At 62.9% G+C, this 13,925-nt stretch carries 12 protein-coding genes and 4 pseudogenes; 2 read left to right on the plus strand and 14 right to left on the minus strand.

Features of this window, described 5'->3' with window-relative positions:
- A pseudogene (locus ACPUER_RS18000) lies at nucleotides 1-597 on the plus strand (hypothetical protein); the annotation flags it as partial.
- A 64-nt stretch (nucleotides 598-661) separates the two neighbouring features.
- Here ACPUER_RS18000 and ACPUER_RS18005 read toward each other — a convergent pair.
- The 13 genes and pseudogenes from ACPUER_RS18005 to ACPUER_RS18065 all read right to left on the minus strand — a co-directional run.
- Nucleotides 662-1,171 (minus strand): annotated as a pseudogene (locus tag ACPUER_RS18005) (IS66 family transposase); the annotation flags it as partial.
- A gap of 728 nt (nucleotides 1,172-1,899) precedes the next feature.
- A pseudogene (locus ACPUER_RS18010) lies at nucleotides 1,900-2,798 on the minus strand (Crp/Fnr family transcriptional regulator).
- Between the two features lie 342 nt (nucleotides 2,799-3,140).
- Complete coding sequence (locus ACPUER_RS18015) at nucleotides 3,141-3,926, minus strand: hypothetical protein (RefSeq protein WP_425131749.1); 786 nt, start codon at nucleotides 3,924-3,926, stop codon at nucleotides 3,141-3,143.
- A gap of 37 nt (nucleotides 3,927-3,963) precedes the next feature.
- Nucleotides 3,964-4,074, minus strand: a pseudogene (locus ACPUER_RS18020) (YadA-like family protein); the annotation flags it as partial.
- 65 nt (nucleotides 4,075-4,139) lie between these two features.
- Nucleotides 4,140-4,631, minus strand: coding sequence for a hypothetical protein (locus ACPUER_RS18025; protein ID WP_425131750.1), 492 nt, complete (start codon nucleotides 4,629-4,631; stop codon nucleotides 4,140-4,142).
- Between the two features lie 38 nt (nucleotides 4,632-4,669).
- The gene (locus ACPUER_RS18030; RefSeq protein WP_425131751.1) at nucleotides 4,670-4,912 is read right to left on the minus strand and encodes a hypothetical protein; all 243 of its coding nucleotides are present in this window, start codon (nucleotides 4,910-4,912) and stop codon (nucleotides 4,670-4,672) included.
- Nucleotides 4,909-5,562 carry an HNH endonuclease signature motif containing protein gene (locus ACPUER_RS18035; RefSeq protein WP_310143990.1) on the minus strand — a complete coding sequence of 218 codons (654 nt, stop codon included), beginning with the start codon at nucleotides 5,560-5,562 and terminating at the stop codon, nucleotides 4,909-4,911. Before ACPUER_RS18035 ends, ACPUER_RS18030 begins: the two co-directional genes overlap by 4 nt.
- A 14-nt stretch (nucleotides 5,563-5,576) precedes the next feature.
- Nucleotides 5,577-6,071 carry a PH domain-containing protein gene (locus tag ACPUER_RS18040; RefSeq protein WP_425131752.1) on the minus strand — a complete coding sequence of 165 codons (495 nt, stop codon included), beginning with the start codon at nucleotides 6,069-6,071 and terminating at the stop codon, nucleotides 5,577-5,579.
- Between the two features lie 74 nt (nucleotides 6,072-6,145).
- Complete coding sequence (locus ACPUER_RS18045; protein WP_425131753.1) at nucleotides 6,146-6,313, minus strand: hypothetical protein; 168 nt, start codon at nucleotides 6,311-6,313, stop codon at nucleotides 6,146-6,148.
- Nucleotides 6,310-7,623 (minus strand): DUF1173 domain-containing protein, encoded by a 1,314-nt coding sequence (locus tag ACPUER_RS18050; RefSeq protein WP_425131754.1) that lies wholly within the window; start codon nucleotides 7,621-7,623, stop codon nucleotides 6,310-6,312. Before ACPUER_RS18050 ends, ACPUER_RS18045 begins: the two co-directional genes overlap by 4 nt.
- A complete protein-coding gene (locus tag ACPUER_RS18055; protein WP_425131755.1) occupies nucleotides 7,623-9,368 on the minus strand; it encodes a zeta toxin family protein in 1,746 nt (581 codons plus the stop codon). The genes ACPUER_RS18050 and ACPUER_RS18055 overlap by 1 nt, the downstream gene beginning before the upstream one ends.
- Nucleotides 9,369-9,573: 205 nt before the next feature.
- Complete coding sequence (locus ACPUER_RS18060; RefSeq protein ID WP_105833935.1) at nucleotides 9,574-9,840, minus strand: hypothetical protein; 267 nt, start codon at nucleotides 9,838-9,840, stop codon at nucleotides 9,574-9,576.
- 221 nt (nucleotides 9,841-10,061) lie between these two features.
- Nucleotides 10,062-10,397 carry a hypothetical protein gene (locus ACPUER_RS18065; protein ID WP_310143972.1) on the minus strand — a complete coding sequence of 112 codons (336 nt, stop codon included), beginning with the start codon at nucleotides 10,395-10,397 and terminating at the stop codon, nucleotides 10,062-10,064.
- 86 nt (nucleotides 10,398-10,483) lie between these two features.
- Between ACPUER_RS18065 and ACPUER_RS18070 the strand changes: the two genes are divergently transcribed.
- Nucleotides 10,484-10,876, plus strand: coding sequence for a hypothetical protein (locus tag ACPUER_RS18070; protein ID WP_425131756.1), 393 nt, complete (start codon nucleotides 10,484-10,486; stop codon nucleotides 10,874-10,876).
- Here ACPUER_RS18070 and ACPUER_RS18075 read toward each other — a convergent pair.
- Nucleotides 10,866-13,922: a conjugal transfer protein TraG N-terminal domain-containing protein gene (locus tag ACPUER_RS18075; protein ID WP_425131757.1), complete on the minus strand. Its 3,057-nt coding sequence runs from the start codon at nucleotides 13,920-13,922 to the stop codon at nucleotides 10,866-10,868. The two genes, ACPUER_RS18070 and ACPUER_RS18075, sit on opposite strands and share 11 nt — an antisense overlap.
- Between the last annotated feature and the right edge of the window lie 3 nt (nucleotides 13,923-13,925).

Here is a 13,925-nt window from a genome sequence, read left to right on the forward strand (position 1 = left end):
CGTAGGGTGTCATCGGGCGTTGCTGCCGAGGTGGAGAACCAGGTAAAAACGGAAGTCGCGTCGGTTGTCGTCTCGCCACAGCTCGCCACCGTAAAGGCATCTGCTGCCGCGATCTCCAGCATGATGCCGCGCTATGTGGCCAACGGTGACGCCAACTACACGTCCGATAATCGGACAATGTTGCGTGCGCATATCGCCGAACGCTACCCAAGCATCGCCAATGAACAGGCCTCGGATTTCATCGACGAAGTGATCCAGCTTCGGCACCGGAGAGGCAGCGACTTTACCCAGTCGGCACTGGAGGAAATCAAGAGGCTGGTGTCCGTAGGTAACGCCAGCGAGACGATCGCCGCATTGAAGCAATACGGCATTGGAGACAAATTGGCCACCCGAGTCCAGGATCTGAGCAGTGCGCTCGAAGACGACGCAAACAATGACTTGTTGCTTGATCTGAAACAAGCGCTCGACGAATATTTCGCTACGCGGCCGAAGCCCGTGCACGGCACGCCACAAGCAGTCCGCGACGCCTATGAAGCCGCGCTCGGTAGACTTGATCGGGGGGAGCAGCGCTCGCCGTTGATCAAGCACTGGATGTGAAGACGCCGTGTAAGTGTGCGATTGGAACCGTAGCGATAGGAGTTGACGGAAGGAGATTGGCAATTCAGTGAACCGGCGCGGTGCGAGCGGTGGCAGGTAGCATCGGCACGACGTTCTTTGGCAGCAGTTCGTCGATGTGGTTAATCGGGTGATCGGCGATATGGTCGATGACGTGAGGCAGGTAGACTTCGGAATCGATCTCGTTCAGGCGCGCCGAACCGATGAGACTGTACGTGGGGTACTACATGGCGACCGCGCGATCGCCCCCGAATCGGCGCCAGCGAACAGGTAATTGCGTCTGCTGATTGCCACGCCACGCAAAGCTCGCTCGGCTGGCAGGTTATCGATCTCGGCTCGACCGTCGCTGCAGTAGTAGGCGAGCGCGGCCCGGCAGTTCAGCGCGTACTGAATCGCTCTTTGCTGGTGTCGGATTTCCCCGACGGCGTCAGAAGCGTGGATTCGAACCACCGCTTCATGTTGTCGATCAGTGGAACCGTACGAGCTCGTCTTATTCGTCGACGCTCTTCGGGGTGCCGCGGATCTGCGCCCCGATCTGGTACAGCGCGCCGGCGCGATCTCCGCACTGCGCACGGAGATCGATCTCGCGTCGCAACGCGGCAACTAGTCAACGGGCTGAAATAACGCCGACCTCCCGCGGAGCCCGGCGCGCTAGGGGACGATCCGCCTTAGCGTACGATTTTTCCCGAATTCTGAAGCTACCCCTATGAGCGCCGTGCTGTGCCGGCAACCATGGGGGCCGGCGTGACGCTTTGGCCCAATGCCAGCTTTGTGCTGGAAGCACTGGGACTGCTGCAAGACTTAGACCGTTGGTGATCGGTCAGGATAGCGGGCAGCCGGGCGCGCCCTCGCGCGCGTTGAGCCAGCGCCCGGCAAGCCGGGTGCTGGTGATTTACGCGCCGTTAGCGGTGCGGCGGCCTTTGGCCGCCGTAGCGCTTACGGCCTGCCGGTGGGTGGCGTATGTGGCGCGAGGGTGTTGTCTCAGCAAGCGGGCGAAGCCCGCGTGAAGCCGCGGCATAGCCGCGGGTGGATTTGGAGGGGTAGGTCAGATCTGTGATCTGATTAAGAGCCGACATTTAAATGCGATCGGACCCGACATTTAAATACCTTTATCCACAGCGCTACGAGCAACGATCGCAAAACCGAGTGGTCGCCGTCATATTTTTGCCGATACTGCCGCGCTGACGCCCATAGAAAGCCGCAAAATCGGCCATCCAGCCGTGTGGGTACCTCGCTTGCGCGATGGTGGAAGGTCAGGTCGTGGAGCCGGCTGGATCGCGCCGGCTAGGCGGAACCAGGTGGGGCAAGCTGCCGCCGGGCGGCAGCGTAGAGAGTGTCCCGATCCCAGTCGGGATGGGCGTGCAGCAGTTCGCCGACGCGAAGCTTGATCGCGCGCTCGAGATCGGCCGCATCACGCTGTGCGGCATCGACTGCCGCAGCTTTGCGTCGAGCGCGGGCCTCAATGCCGCCAGCTGCTCGATGAGCTGCGCACCCAGCGTGGAACCCCGATGTGTTCGTTTGTGCTGCTGGTTCGCGCCACGCTGCGCACGCAGATGCGCGCGCGTGCGCTCGTGCCGCAACCATTTACCGAGCCCGAAGGCCTCGAACAGCGTCGACGTCAGATACTTGATCGACGCGACGCCCTTGTAACGCACGCCGCGCTCGGTTTGTTCGAGTTCGCACTGACGTCGCACCTTCACCAGCCGTGCCTTCTGCAGGTCGCGGAGCGCGCGCTCGGCTCGGCGCTCCGACAGCCCGGCCTGAGAAGCCAGATAGGGCAGTGTGAAGTCGATCCAGCCGGCCTCGCCAGGCACGCCGATACGCATCGTGCGCAGGTCGCAGTACTTGATCATCGCGCGGGCGAGCTGGACGCACGCGAGGCGGCGCTCGCTGCGTTGCTGGCGCCGGCTGCCGTTCGCGGCGCTCAACTGCGCGAGCCACTGCGACGGCTTGTCGAGGTAGCGGGACAGCCGGGCTTTGAGCTCGCGCAGAATCCGCGGTGCGTTCGCCGGCGCCGGCGATGGAATATCGTCCGGCCATACGCGCTCTGGCCGCGGCACCCTGGTTGTGCCGACGCCATGCATGTCGATCGCCGCGGCCGCTGCCGCGAACGGATCGGGCGCGCCCATGCTGGCCGAGTTGCAGCGGCCTGCCAGGAACGGATCGATGGAAGGAAAGCTCACGCGCGAACCTAGCGGCGGCCGCGCTCCTTGCCGATAGACGTCGGCTGATCGATTGTTCGTGAGCGCGCTGGTCCGTGCCTGCGGCGACGGCCATCTCGGAGCGTTGCTGGCGCGGCGAGCTCCTCATTTCGGGAGTGTTTCCCGTCCTCGGTGATTCGATTCATCTGGCGCTCAATTTATGATGGTTGTGGTCACACAGATGTCGCTTGACAGCGAAAAGAGCTTCGATAGAATCGGCTTCGTTGTGGGTGTCGCCGACTTTGGCTCTTTTCTCCGTCGCGCATCATCTTGAAAAGCCCCCGTCCGGCAACGGGGGTTTTTCTTTTGCGCGGGCGATTTTCTTCAGGCAACGTCGCGTCGATCGTGCGAGCTGTGCCGGCTGTTCGGCCAGTAATGCACGGTGAGACGCGGGCCCCGTGTGACGCGGAATCCCGCCGGCACTTCCTGGCCCGACAGGTGCAGCGTGAGCTCACCGCGCGGTGCGATGCGCGCGGCGAGACGAAGCTCCTCGTGCCACGCTTCGTCGTAGTGATTTCTCGATCGGGTGCCCCCTCCGAAAGCACGCCAAGTGACCAGAACCAGACCGCTGAAGCCGATCGCGGTCCACACAACGGCGTCTATCGCTGCACGAAAGTCCGTTTCATTTGCGGTGAGGATCTGGTGCACGAGATGCGCAAAGCCGCCCGGATTGGCAGCCCATGACAGACCCGCGAATGCGAAGATCGCGAACGGCACGCAAAGCGCGACGTACACAAGCTGACGCAACACGGCTCCGGCATAGCTGAGAGTCGACGCGATTTTCAGATCCCAGCGCCGTTCCTCATCGAGTTCGCGCTCGATGCGGCGGACGACGTGCTCGCGCACCTCGGCCGCCGGCACATCGTTCAACCGCAACTCCCAAACGGTGGCCTCGGTAATCGTCACGACGGGTTTGCCGTCGATCTGGCGTTGCCGCCATCGCTGCGTGACATCGACGAACCAGGTGGCCAGCGGAATCGCTAGCAGCGACGCCGCGACGATCGGCCAGGCGCGGTGACCAGCACCAACGGTGACAAGGAACGCTGCGACAGCAACGCAGGCAGCAACGCAGGCAGCAACGAGCGCAGTGCGTTTGTTGGGTCGTTTCATCAGAGTCTCCAGGTAAATGAGAAGGTCGGCGGAGGCATTACCAGACGTAGGCGGCGCCGGCACCGGCGGCCACCGTGCCGCGCGTGTTGGTCGAGCCGGACGCCTTCAGGATCCAGCGGCCGGCGTACGTTGACATACCGACCGCGACAGGTATGTGCGCTCATCGGATGGCCGGTCGTTGTGAGGTTTTTATTGCGTCTACGGGGTACAGGATCAGTTGCTCGGGGCGATCACTTCTTCATTTCCCGAGAGCGTTTTTCGCGCCGTTGCAAGGACGTCGCTATCGCGAGGTCTGGCGGTCGCTGAGGCGTTCGCGGCAGTCGGTACCGGCTGGCACGCGAGGCTGTTTGCGTTTTGTGGGCTCTCACAGAAGCGCTGCACGGCTTGATTCAGTTCCGCCTGAAACTCGGGCGTACGCGCAACTGCCGGGATCTCGTTGTCGCGATACTGCGCACCTCGTTGTGCCTCAACTGCTTGCAACGCCTGATAGGCGAACGGCGCGATCGCCTTCAGCTTGTTACGAACGGTGTCGAGAGACGTCGGAGCTGCAGCGAGCGTTTCGGGCTGACGAACGCGCGAGAGGCCGGTCATAACCGGCACACCCATCAGTGGTGCCGGGCGCGCGTCCGCTGCGATGGCGCGCGCGTCGACCGATGTCAGCAACGACATCACCATGAGAAGGGCCAAGGTAGTAAGACGGCTCATGAATTTCTCCAATCGGTTTGCGTTGATAGCGGCACGTGTCAGCGCACTCGATGCTGCTGCGAGCCGGTAATTCCTGGCGGCAGGTTGCCTTCCCTGATGAAGCCAGTGCCCTTGCCGCCTGCGATCTTCAGGTGTTCGACTTCGACTTTCGCGCTGTTGATCACCACCTGGGCGACTTCGGCAATCGCCTGCGCCCGCTCAATTTCCATCGGCTTCTCCTTGTCGCGCAGCGCCGAGAGCGTCTCGAACAGATGCGCACGCAGATCCTCGATTGTGTTCATGCTTTTCTCCGGTTGATGGTTCGTACGACGGCCGCCTTCAGGCGGATTACGCCCTTCAGCTCCGCGGGCAGGTTGTGAATTGAATTGCGGCGCATCAGCTCGGTGCGTGCAATGCACTCGAGGTTCTCGATCGCGATGTGCGACTTGTCGCCGTCCCTGAAACACACAGCGTGGTCCACCGGCACCGGGCCGCGTTCGGCTTCCCACAAGAGAATGTGAACAGCGACCCAATCGCGTGGCGGATAACCGGTGTCGGTCATCTTGCGCTGCAGATAACCCTCCTTCGAATAGCGCTCACTGCCGATCGGCATCCAGTTCGCCGGTCGGTGCCCCTTCTTGAACCGCGTGGCTTCTCCCCCCGTTTGGATGCCCTTCATGCCCTTGTTCCAGGGCACGTGGCCCTTAGGAAAACGACATGCAGCGCCTCTCGAGCCGTCGAGGCGACCGGAGTCGGCATCCGCATAGAATTCTGGGGACTTGCGAATCCCCAACGCCGCCGCTTTGCTGTGCACCATGTGAACCGGGCAGCCGAGCACGCGCGCAATGAGGTCTGCCTTGACGTGCGGGTACCGCTCGCGCAGATACTCAATTTCTGGCGGCAACCATTTCTTGTCCGGCGACATCGTGGATCCAGCCTTACGTTTGGTCATGGTTTCCCTCACCGTCACAGGCGCCCCATGTTCACTTCGCGAACGCCACGTGCGATGCGCAGCTCGAGCGTTTGGCGGGTCAGCACTTCGCGCATGAATTCGACGTTGCGGACACCCGGCACAACCCACACCGGTCGATACGCGTCGCTCGTTTCGAGTATCAAGGTGCCGAACCCGAGCGGACGCTGCCACCACGCCGTCACGGCATCGACATTCACGAGGCGGTAGAGCTCGACACTCGCGGTCCGGCGAGTGGCGATGCCGGTTTTGACCGTGACCCGAGCGGCATCGATGACGACGCACATCGCCGCGGTATCGAGGGCCGCGCTCGTGGCGATCGCGATCGGGATAAGCGTCAAGCTGAAGCCGAACGGCCAAAGCGGCGTGTATGGCGACAGCAGCACAGACGCGACGCTGATCAAACCGACCGTCGCGGCAGCAGTCACGAATTGCGGCAAGTTGATCAACCAGCAGGGAGACGCGTCGTACCAGGTCGGCAGATCATGCATCGGCGGCAACGCTCCACCCGATGGCCCGACCCTGGTCGTCACCGACCGTGCTCGCTCGCGTGAGATCGGTGCGGTCATGATCGGTCATACCCTCGTTCCGGCTGCGGCGCTTCCGCGCTGATCGGAAACCGCCATGTGACGTTCCGAAGGATGGCGCTCGCCGCTTTCGCGGGCGTCAGCTTCGCCTCGGCCACGTACCAGTCGTACGTGCCGAATGCGAACGGATTGAACATTAGATTCATGCCTTGTGCTCCCCATGCTCGCGTTCGTGGTGCGGCTCGCAGTCAAACGGCAGTTGACTGTCGCGCTGAGACTCGCGCGCGGCCTGCGCTGCGACGAACTTCCGCCAGTTCGTCGCGGGTTCTGGCAGGGCTGGCATCGTGCCCTCCAGCGGCTTCCAGATCCACGCATCGAGGTCGCTGTCCACAAGCAGTGCGTCGAACGCCATCTGATACGCTTCATCAGCGCTCGGCGGCACGACATAGAGCGCCGTGGCACGTTCGACGTCGGTGAGCACCGCGCTCGCGAGCGGCCGGCTCGACGGCAGGTTGTAGCGCAGGCATTTCGCGTACCGCCGGCGCGCGAGCGCCTGCAGCAGCGTGTGCTCGCTGCTGTCGTCGAAAGGGATCCACTGATCCGTGGTCAGCATCAGCGAGCACTCCTGGACGGTTGCGATGCCGGTGCGCGACAGGCTGGCCGTTGCGATCAACATCAGGTGCGTGCCCTCGAGCGCGTTCCAGAGCTCGAGTTCGGCCTCGAAGCGATTCTTGAGCCGCTTGTGGGTTGCTTCCTCGAGCATCAGCCCATGATCGGGCAGGTGTTTCAGCACCAGCTTGAAGCCGAATCGGGCCGACGCGATTTCCTTCAGTTCGCCGATCGCCAAAATGAAGTGCGGCTCACCTGATTCCGAGACCGAGATGTGCGTCAGGTGTTCGGTTCGGCGCTGCTGGATCTGGTCCTTCTGGTCGAGCACGAAGGACTCCGGGATGTACAGCATGTCCGTGAGGTTCATTCGCTTCGCCTGCTTGTCGGCCGCCGCCTGCAGCAGATACTTGCGCACCACGTACCAGCTGCGTTTGCCCGCCATCGCCGGCGACCAGCGATTCAACCCGGCCTGCTCCCACAGATAGTGCAGGGTGCCGCGCAGCGTCAGCTTCTTGCTGTCGGCCTTGATGCTGTCCGCCTCTTTCCCGGACGGCTCGGGCATCTTCCGCGCAGCGCCTTTGGACAGCGCGAACCCGAACTTCAGCGTGACCTGCCCGGACTCGAGATCCTCGACGATCGCGCTGCCCTCGACGTCGCCGAGTCCCGACAACTCGGGCGGGTAGTCGTACGAGTCGCAGCCGAGCTTGTGCTGGCCGGCGGTGCCGGGCATGCGCTTGATCAGGAACCGGCCGTCGAATCGGGCGATGTACATCGGGACGCCCGGCTCCGGATCGCGGCAACGGCACAGCGGCCTGATCTTCTGCTCGTATGCCTGCGCGAGCTGCGAGTACAGGTCGCGAGTGTCCCCATCGTAGGTCTCGCCGAACAATTCGTAGCGGGCGCTCATCAGCGGCTCCTTTCCATCCCGGTATCCCGGTCGCGCGCGAAATCGGTCATTTCCTGCGCCTGCTGCTGCGTCATGACGCGGGTTGCGCCGTGCTGCTCGTGGGCGAATCCGAGCTTCTCGCCGGGCTCGATGTCGCGCTCGAGCTGCGCGCGGGTATAGACGATTGCGACGTTGTCGCTGCCTGCGACGTGGACCAGCGCGTGTTGCGACGAGCGAGCGAGGACTTCGCCCTGCACAATGCGATCCGGCTCCGGTTCGCGAACGACCAGGTTCCGCTCCCGAGCGGCCGCGTTGATCACCCGGCGCGAATCTTCCGGCCCGACGTCGCCCTTCGGCACCTCGCCACGATGGAGCTGCACGGACAGTTTCGCGACTGCGGCCGAATACTGGCGATCGCGCTCGGCGTCGGGTGTCTCGGGCGAAAATCCCTTGCGCAGGTCGGCCAGCTGCTTGTATGCCGCGTCGAGCTCGGGGTGGCGTGCGAGCGTCTGTGCGCTTGGCCCGTCGTCGAAGGCTTTGGCACGGGCAAATGCGGGGGATTTCTCGAACTCGGCAAGATCCTTGCGGGCGGCGTCAAGGCGGGCGGTCCAGTCTGCTCGATCTTGCGGACCACGACCGGGGGAGACCGAATTACGGACACCGGTCTGTGCTTCGACCGTGGCGAGCGCTTCAACAAACTCGGCTCGCTCATCGTGGGTTCGACCACGCTCGCGGACAGCAACGAGCGTCTTGGCGGCTTCGGGCGGTGACTTCCACTGCCCACCCTCGAGCGTGTTCTGATAGACCTCTCGACGCGCAGTGTCATAGATCGTGATCCGGTCGACCAGCTTATCCGCCTCGAGGCGCTCGAGCGATTTGGGGATGCCAACATAGGCCTGATCATGCTGTGCTTGATTGACAACGCGACCCGCCTGGACTTCGTTGTCGAGCGCCTCGTAGCGCAAACGTGCGTGCGCGTACGAGACGTCGCCGGGCACCGCCATCACGCGGGCGTCGACGGTGTAGCCGGCGTCCTTCAGTTGGCGTGCAACCCGAGCAACGTCTTCGGGATCACGCATCGTGCCGTCGACGATCAGGTTTCGTCGCTCGAAGATCGCGCGTTCGTGCAGCTGATTCGCCCACTGGGCGGCGGTCGGATGGGTCAGGTCGGCGGCATGCTCGGGTTCCGAGGCCGCCAAGCGCCGATAGTCGGGGTTGTACTCGCGCATGCGGTCAGCATCGATCACAACGGCACCGCCTCGCGTTGCGAGTTCCTGCAGCGCAATACCAGACAGGCCAGTCTTACCGGAGCCGGGTTGGCCGCCGAGCACGATCGCTGTCGGGGCGTCCTGGTGCGCGGTACGTGAGATGTCGGCCACCTCAACGGCGCGGTAGAGACGATGGAGGTCGTTGTCCGAAATCAGCACCTTGTCCCGGTCGGCGCGAGAAATCCCGCCCGGGTCTGTCACAACAAGCCGCCCCTCCAGTCGGCCCGCGTTGTCAGGTGCAGCATCACCCCACTCGTAACCGCGGCTCTTGAGCTGACCTTGCAGCTGTTGCACATCCGCAAGGGTAATCCCATGGGTTTCGACTCTTGGGAGCACTTCGTATCTGAGGTAGCCGACAGATCCGGACCGTTCTGCCTGCAGTACCTCCGGTATATTCGGTCGGGGCGGCGGCTCGCCGACCCCGACGCGAACAACTTTGCCGCTCGTCTGGAGCACGACCGACGATGCTCCAGCGGACAGCGGCTGCAGGTCTTTCATTCCCAGCGCAGCTAGCTCGTGGTCCAGATCATGAATACTTCGTGAATTGAGAACTTCGCGTGCAACCGGGTCTGGCACGGCTCCCCAGCGTGTCTCGCGCGTCGATGCAGTCAGAGCCTCGATCAACCCGGAAGACGACCCGCCTCGCCCCGTGGTCCCGGAAAGCGTGCTTCCTTTGTCAAATTCGCGTGGCATGGCCGGCTCCTCACAGGAACTGCTCGCCGCGGGCGAGCGGGCCGTACTGCGCGATGACGGCGTCGATCTTGTCCGTGTCGTACGGATCGATGCCGGTGCGTACTTCCTCCAGCTCACGTTGCTGCGCCTGCAGGTGGGTGACGGCCACCATATCCGGCGGTGTTTGGCGCAGCGCATCGCCGATTTGCTCCGCGCACTTGCTGATTACGGCGCCGACGACACCGAGGGCTACTTCGTAGCGGATGATGCTGTGGTTAAAGAGGGCGTTCTTCTGCACGGTCGGTCTCCAGGTTTAGCGAAGTTCACAACCGCGGCAGATCAGAGCCGGCGCGGTCGATTGGTACGGCGTCAGGGGCGTTCCGGCGAACTGCCGTTGCAGGTCGCCGATCGGCGCGTTGGTGCATCCCGTTACAAACAGAGACGCACATGCGGCGATGCAACAGACCGACCGGACAGAAGCAAGGAGGGTGAGGAAAGGACGCATGGCTGGCTGTTTCCTTACATGTGAAGGCTGTAGCCGGTCGAGTCGGCCGGCTTGAGCGGATAAGGGTTGTTCCAATCCCGGGGCTTGGAAGAGGGCGAAGAACGGGACGCGCTTGCGGCAACCGGGGCAGCTACGTTCGATGACGCTTTAGACGCGCCGGACGCCGGCACCGCTGCCACCGCGCGGACGTCACGGGGAGCAATAAGCTCGGCCAGGCGCTGGCGAGCGATCGGGATGTCCTGGCAGCCAGCCAACGTGACGGCCAGAGCGCTGATTGCGGGAATCACTGTGGCGCGCAGACTCAACCGACCACGGGGAGCATGAAACGCGGTAAACTTGCAAAGAATCATGGTGTTATCTCCTGTGGCTTCCTCAACATACCGGCACGTGTGGCACGCATCCAGCACAAGAGCGTGACGGTCGGAAAGGATTCGAGATGAGAGCCTTCTTCGATGTGCTGTGGCATCCGCTGCGGCATCCGCTGCGGCATCTGCTTCGGTTTGCCTGGTTTCGGCGATTTGCGCCTGTGTGGCTCGTCGCGGCACTGCTGCTGTGGGCCGGTGCGGTGGAAGTGCTGAGCCGCGCGGGCATGACGGGCACGTCCGCCGTGATGAACGACCTGATCGTGGTGCGGTTCATCATCGTGGTGATCGAAACGCTTGTCGGCACCACGTTCCGCAGATCCCGAACCGCTGCGTTCGATGCCGCAACGGACGAACCCACGCTCGCGCCCAAACCATCGAGCGTTCCGATGTACGTGACCTCGCACGGCGTAACTCCTATGCCGGCCGGTGACGAATGGACGACGGCGACCAAGCTCATTTCTTGATCCTCGGCGGCACGTCCTTCGTGTCGTAGTCGTCGTATTCCTTCAGTCCGAGCGCACGGCGCGGCCCATTCCATGACCGGCGGACGGTATCGGCAAGATCCCGATCCTCGTTCGCCGCATTGACCTCCGTTTGTGTCACTCGGCCCTCTCCAAGGGCGCGGTCCGGGCTTGCGTGCTTCTTCACGTCTTCATCAAAGCCTTTCGCGCGCTGACTCACGTTGCGGCCTTGGTCGAGCGCGTGCTGCGCTGCCGAGATCTCGCTCGGCGCCGTCATGTTGGGTTTGACCGGATCCGTGGAAGAGAAGCCGGTTGCCTTGACCCGGTTATCAAAGTCACCGGCCCCCGATGCGCCCTGACCAGCCCCTCCATGTCCTCGCGACGACGGCGCGCCGCTACGGTGCGACCCGAAGTCGTGGCTCAGCTTCGGCGCGATCGCGTCATCGTTCGCTCCAGGCGCGTGCGGGCCACGCATGTTCTGCGCCATTGCCTTCCAGTCCAGGTACTCGGCGGCCATCCCGATCAGTTTGTCCTCGGACATCTGCCACATACGAGTCGCCGACAAATTATTGCGACGCCCGACCTTCGCCATGAAATCCGGATCTTCTGCAAGGTTGTGTTCGATCGCGAAACGCATGGAATTTCCATCCGTCGACGAAGAACGCGAGCCAGTCTCGTTGTGTACCCCGTGCTCGCGCTGAAACGCGCTTTCGGAGAAGCTGGACCGAGTGGCGGTCGAGTCGTGGCGATCCGACTGCGACGATTGCGAACCAGTTGCGTTTCGTGCACTGGTGGACCCCGTCTGGCTGACTTCGCTGCCGGTCGTTACCGAGTCACCGGTGCGATGGTCCTCTTGGGACGACCAGTCGCGATCGTGCCCGGCCGTGTAGTTGCGGATGCCGGTTACTTGCGCCCCGAGGCTTAGCGACGCACCGCCCCCACGTCTCACCGAAGGTGCACCGTCCCCTCCAGCCTGGCTACCGCGCATGTTCTGCATCGCAGAATCGATCTGATCGGGCGTGGCACCGCCCTGTCGCATCGCATTCGCCACCCGACGCGCATCGCGGTCGCCAGCGGCCGCACCAGGTGCGCGCTGCGTGCCGCCGCCCTGTGAGGCGTCGACTCCAAGATGCCCACTCCCGCCGGCGTGCAGCTGGATGCTGTCTGTCGCTCCGATCCCTGTACCAAACCGCGTACCAATATGGTTGGTTTGTCCCACGCTCTCGTCGTGCATCGACCGACCGCTGGTACCGCCCGACGTCGTCGTCGCACTTTCCGATGCGATGCTCTGGGTATCACCCCGCTCGGTGGCGCGCCCAAAACTCTCGCTGCTACCGACAGAGCTGCCCGAGCGCGTCGAGCTGCTCCATCCTGACGTCGCGGTGGAGCCGCTGAATCTGTCGAAGCTGTGGCCGGAATTCTGCGCGTCCTCGAGCTGCATCGAAGTCAGCAGGTGGTTGCCGAGCTTCTGGTACGCTGCGCGGCCATTGCTGGATACAGCCATCATCGAGCCGTCCGACAGCTGCACGGTCTTCATGCCAGAGTTCATCAGCATGTTGCCGTCGAACTTCTGCATCGTCGTGGTATTGACCGACGCGGTATCGAGGCCAGCCTGGCCCATGCTGTAGTTGCCCGACGCAATTGCGGCGCCGGCGCGGCTACCCGCCGTCGAAAATCCAGTCAGGGCGCGGTCAGCGAGACCGAAGATCGCCCCGTCACCCATCTTGACGATCGCCCCCGCGATGAACGGCACCAGGACGACCATGTAGCCGATCATTGCCTGCTCGTCAACGAGCGTCGAATCGAACGCCGTGGACAGCTGAAACGGTACCCCTGACGAGAGGTGGAGTGCGGTGAGCTTGTAGTGCAGCCACATCAAAGAAAGGTGGTTGATGATCGCGAACAGCAATGGCCACAGCCCAATCCACAGCAGGATCATGAAGTAGCCACCGAGCACGAATTTCGCCTTCTCTTGCGGCACCAGGATGATCAGCAAGACCATGAGCGGGAACAGCCCGTAGGTGATCGCCTCGATCCAGTTCCGCATGTGCGGGATCGTCTCCTGGCCGAGCAGGCTCAGCGCGCTGTTCGAACCGTTCGCTTGACGAGCCGCCTCTGCTTCCGCGATCAGGGCGTTCGTATCCGCGATGGCAGCGGGGTCGTCGTGCGCCCGCGCAATGCCGGGGCCGGCGTCGCGCCAGATGTTGTTGAACATCGCCTGCTTCATTGCGTCGGATGACGATTGCGAAGCGTCTAGCAGCCACGAATACGACGTCGCGACCGTCGACATAAACATCTGCTGTGCAATGCTGTCCGAACTCGCCTGCGGAAATGCCTTGCGTCCGTAGAACGCCTGCGCGTCTGCGACAGCCGCGTCGACACGAGGTTTCAGAATCAGCGCAACGTTTTGGCAGGTATCCGTGACAGGCTGGGGGCTTAGCACGTTGTACGTGACGAAGCGTGCCGGGCTCGTGTTGCTGAAAATCGTGTTCCACGTATCGGTCGCCCCGACGATCTGGTTGGGAGCGATCGCCCCATCGAGGATGTCGTACTTCGTACATTCCTTGAAGAACTGCATCAGGTCAGCACGCAGCGCGGGATCGCGGACAACGGCAGAGTTGACCTGCCGTAAAATCCGGTGCCCGAAACCGACGTCGCCCTTCGCCAACCCGAGATCGTCCGGAACGTTGAAAGCGGTTTCGTATGCGCGAGTCAGGAACCCGAACGAGAGCGTGCTGGCCTGAGCGATCGCGGCCAGCGCGACAGGCACATGGTCGACCTGACGTGGTGGCTGGAGGTCCGTTCGATCGGACAGCATGACGCGCGCAATCGGCATGTTCAGGATTGTCACGAACGCGAACGCCTGGATAAACCACATCGCCATGTCACCGTGACGCCCCATGTACGCAAACATCGCAATCAGGAGGGCGATGATGAAGACGAACTTGACCAGCCCAGACCAACCTCCGCTCGTCATCACCGACGCAATGGCGTTGAGCACGTAGTAAAGGGTCTCGACGTTCCAGTAGGTCTGGATTTCCATGTTCATGGG

The organism is Burkholderia sp. DN3021 (assembly GCF_049805555.1).
Lineage (GTDB): Bacteria > Pseudomonadota > Gammaproteobacteria > Burkholderiales > Burkholderiaceae > Burkholderia > Burkholderia pyrrocinia_C.

What these genes read in the sequence shown, in the direction of transcription:
- ACPUER_RS18015 (WP_425131749.1), bottom strand. Translation starts at nt 3,926, where the DNA reads ATGAAACGACCCAACAAACGCACTGCGCTCGTTGCTGCCTGCGTTGCT.
- ACPUER_RS18025 (WP_425131750.1), bottom strand. Translation starts at nt 4,631, where the DNA reads ATGAGCCGTCTTACTACCTTGGCCCTTCTCATGGTGATGTCGTTGCTG.
- ACPUER_RS18030 (WP_425131751.1), bottom strand. Translation starts at nt 4,912, where the DNA reads ATGAACACAATCGAGGATCTGCGTGCGCATCTGTTCGAGACGCTCTCG.
- ACPUER_RS18035 (WP_310143990.1), bottom strand. Translation starts at nt 5,562, where the DNA reads ATGACCAAACGTAAGGCTGGATCCACGATGTCGCCGGACAAGAAATGG.
- ACPUER_RS18040 (WP_425131752.1), bottom strand. Translation starts at nt 6,071, where the DNA reads ATGCATGATCTGCCGACCTGGTACGACGCGTCTCCCTGCTGGTTGATC.
- ACPUER_RS18045 (WP_425131753.1), bottom strand. Translation starts at nt 6,313, where the DNA reads ATGAATCTAATGTTCAATCCGTTCGCATTCGGCACGTACGACTGGTAC.
- ACPUER_RS18050 (WP_425131754.1), bottom strand. Translation starts at nt 7,623, where the DNA reads ATGAGCGCCCGCTACGAATTGTTCGGCGAGACCTACGATGGGGACACT.
- ACPUER_RS18055 (WP_425131755.1), bottom strand. Translation starts at nt 9,368, where the DNA reads ATGAAAGACCTGCAGCCGCTGTCCGCTGGAGCATCGTCGGTCGTGCTC.
- ACPUER_RS18065 (WP_310143972.1), bottom strand. Translation starts at nt 10,397, where the DNA reads ATGATTCTTTGCAAGTTTACCGCGTTTCATGCTCCCCGTGGTCGGTTG.
- ACPUER_RS18070 (WP_425131756.1), top strand. Translation starts at nt 10,484, where the DNA reads ATGAGAGCCTTCTTCGATGTGCTGTGGCATCCGCTGCGGCATCCGCTG.
- ACPUER_RS18075 (WP_425131757.1), bottom strand. Translation starts at nt 13,922, where the DNA reads ATGAACATGGAAATCCAGACCTACTGGAACGTCGAGACCCTTTACTAC.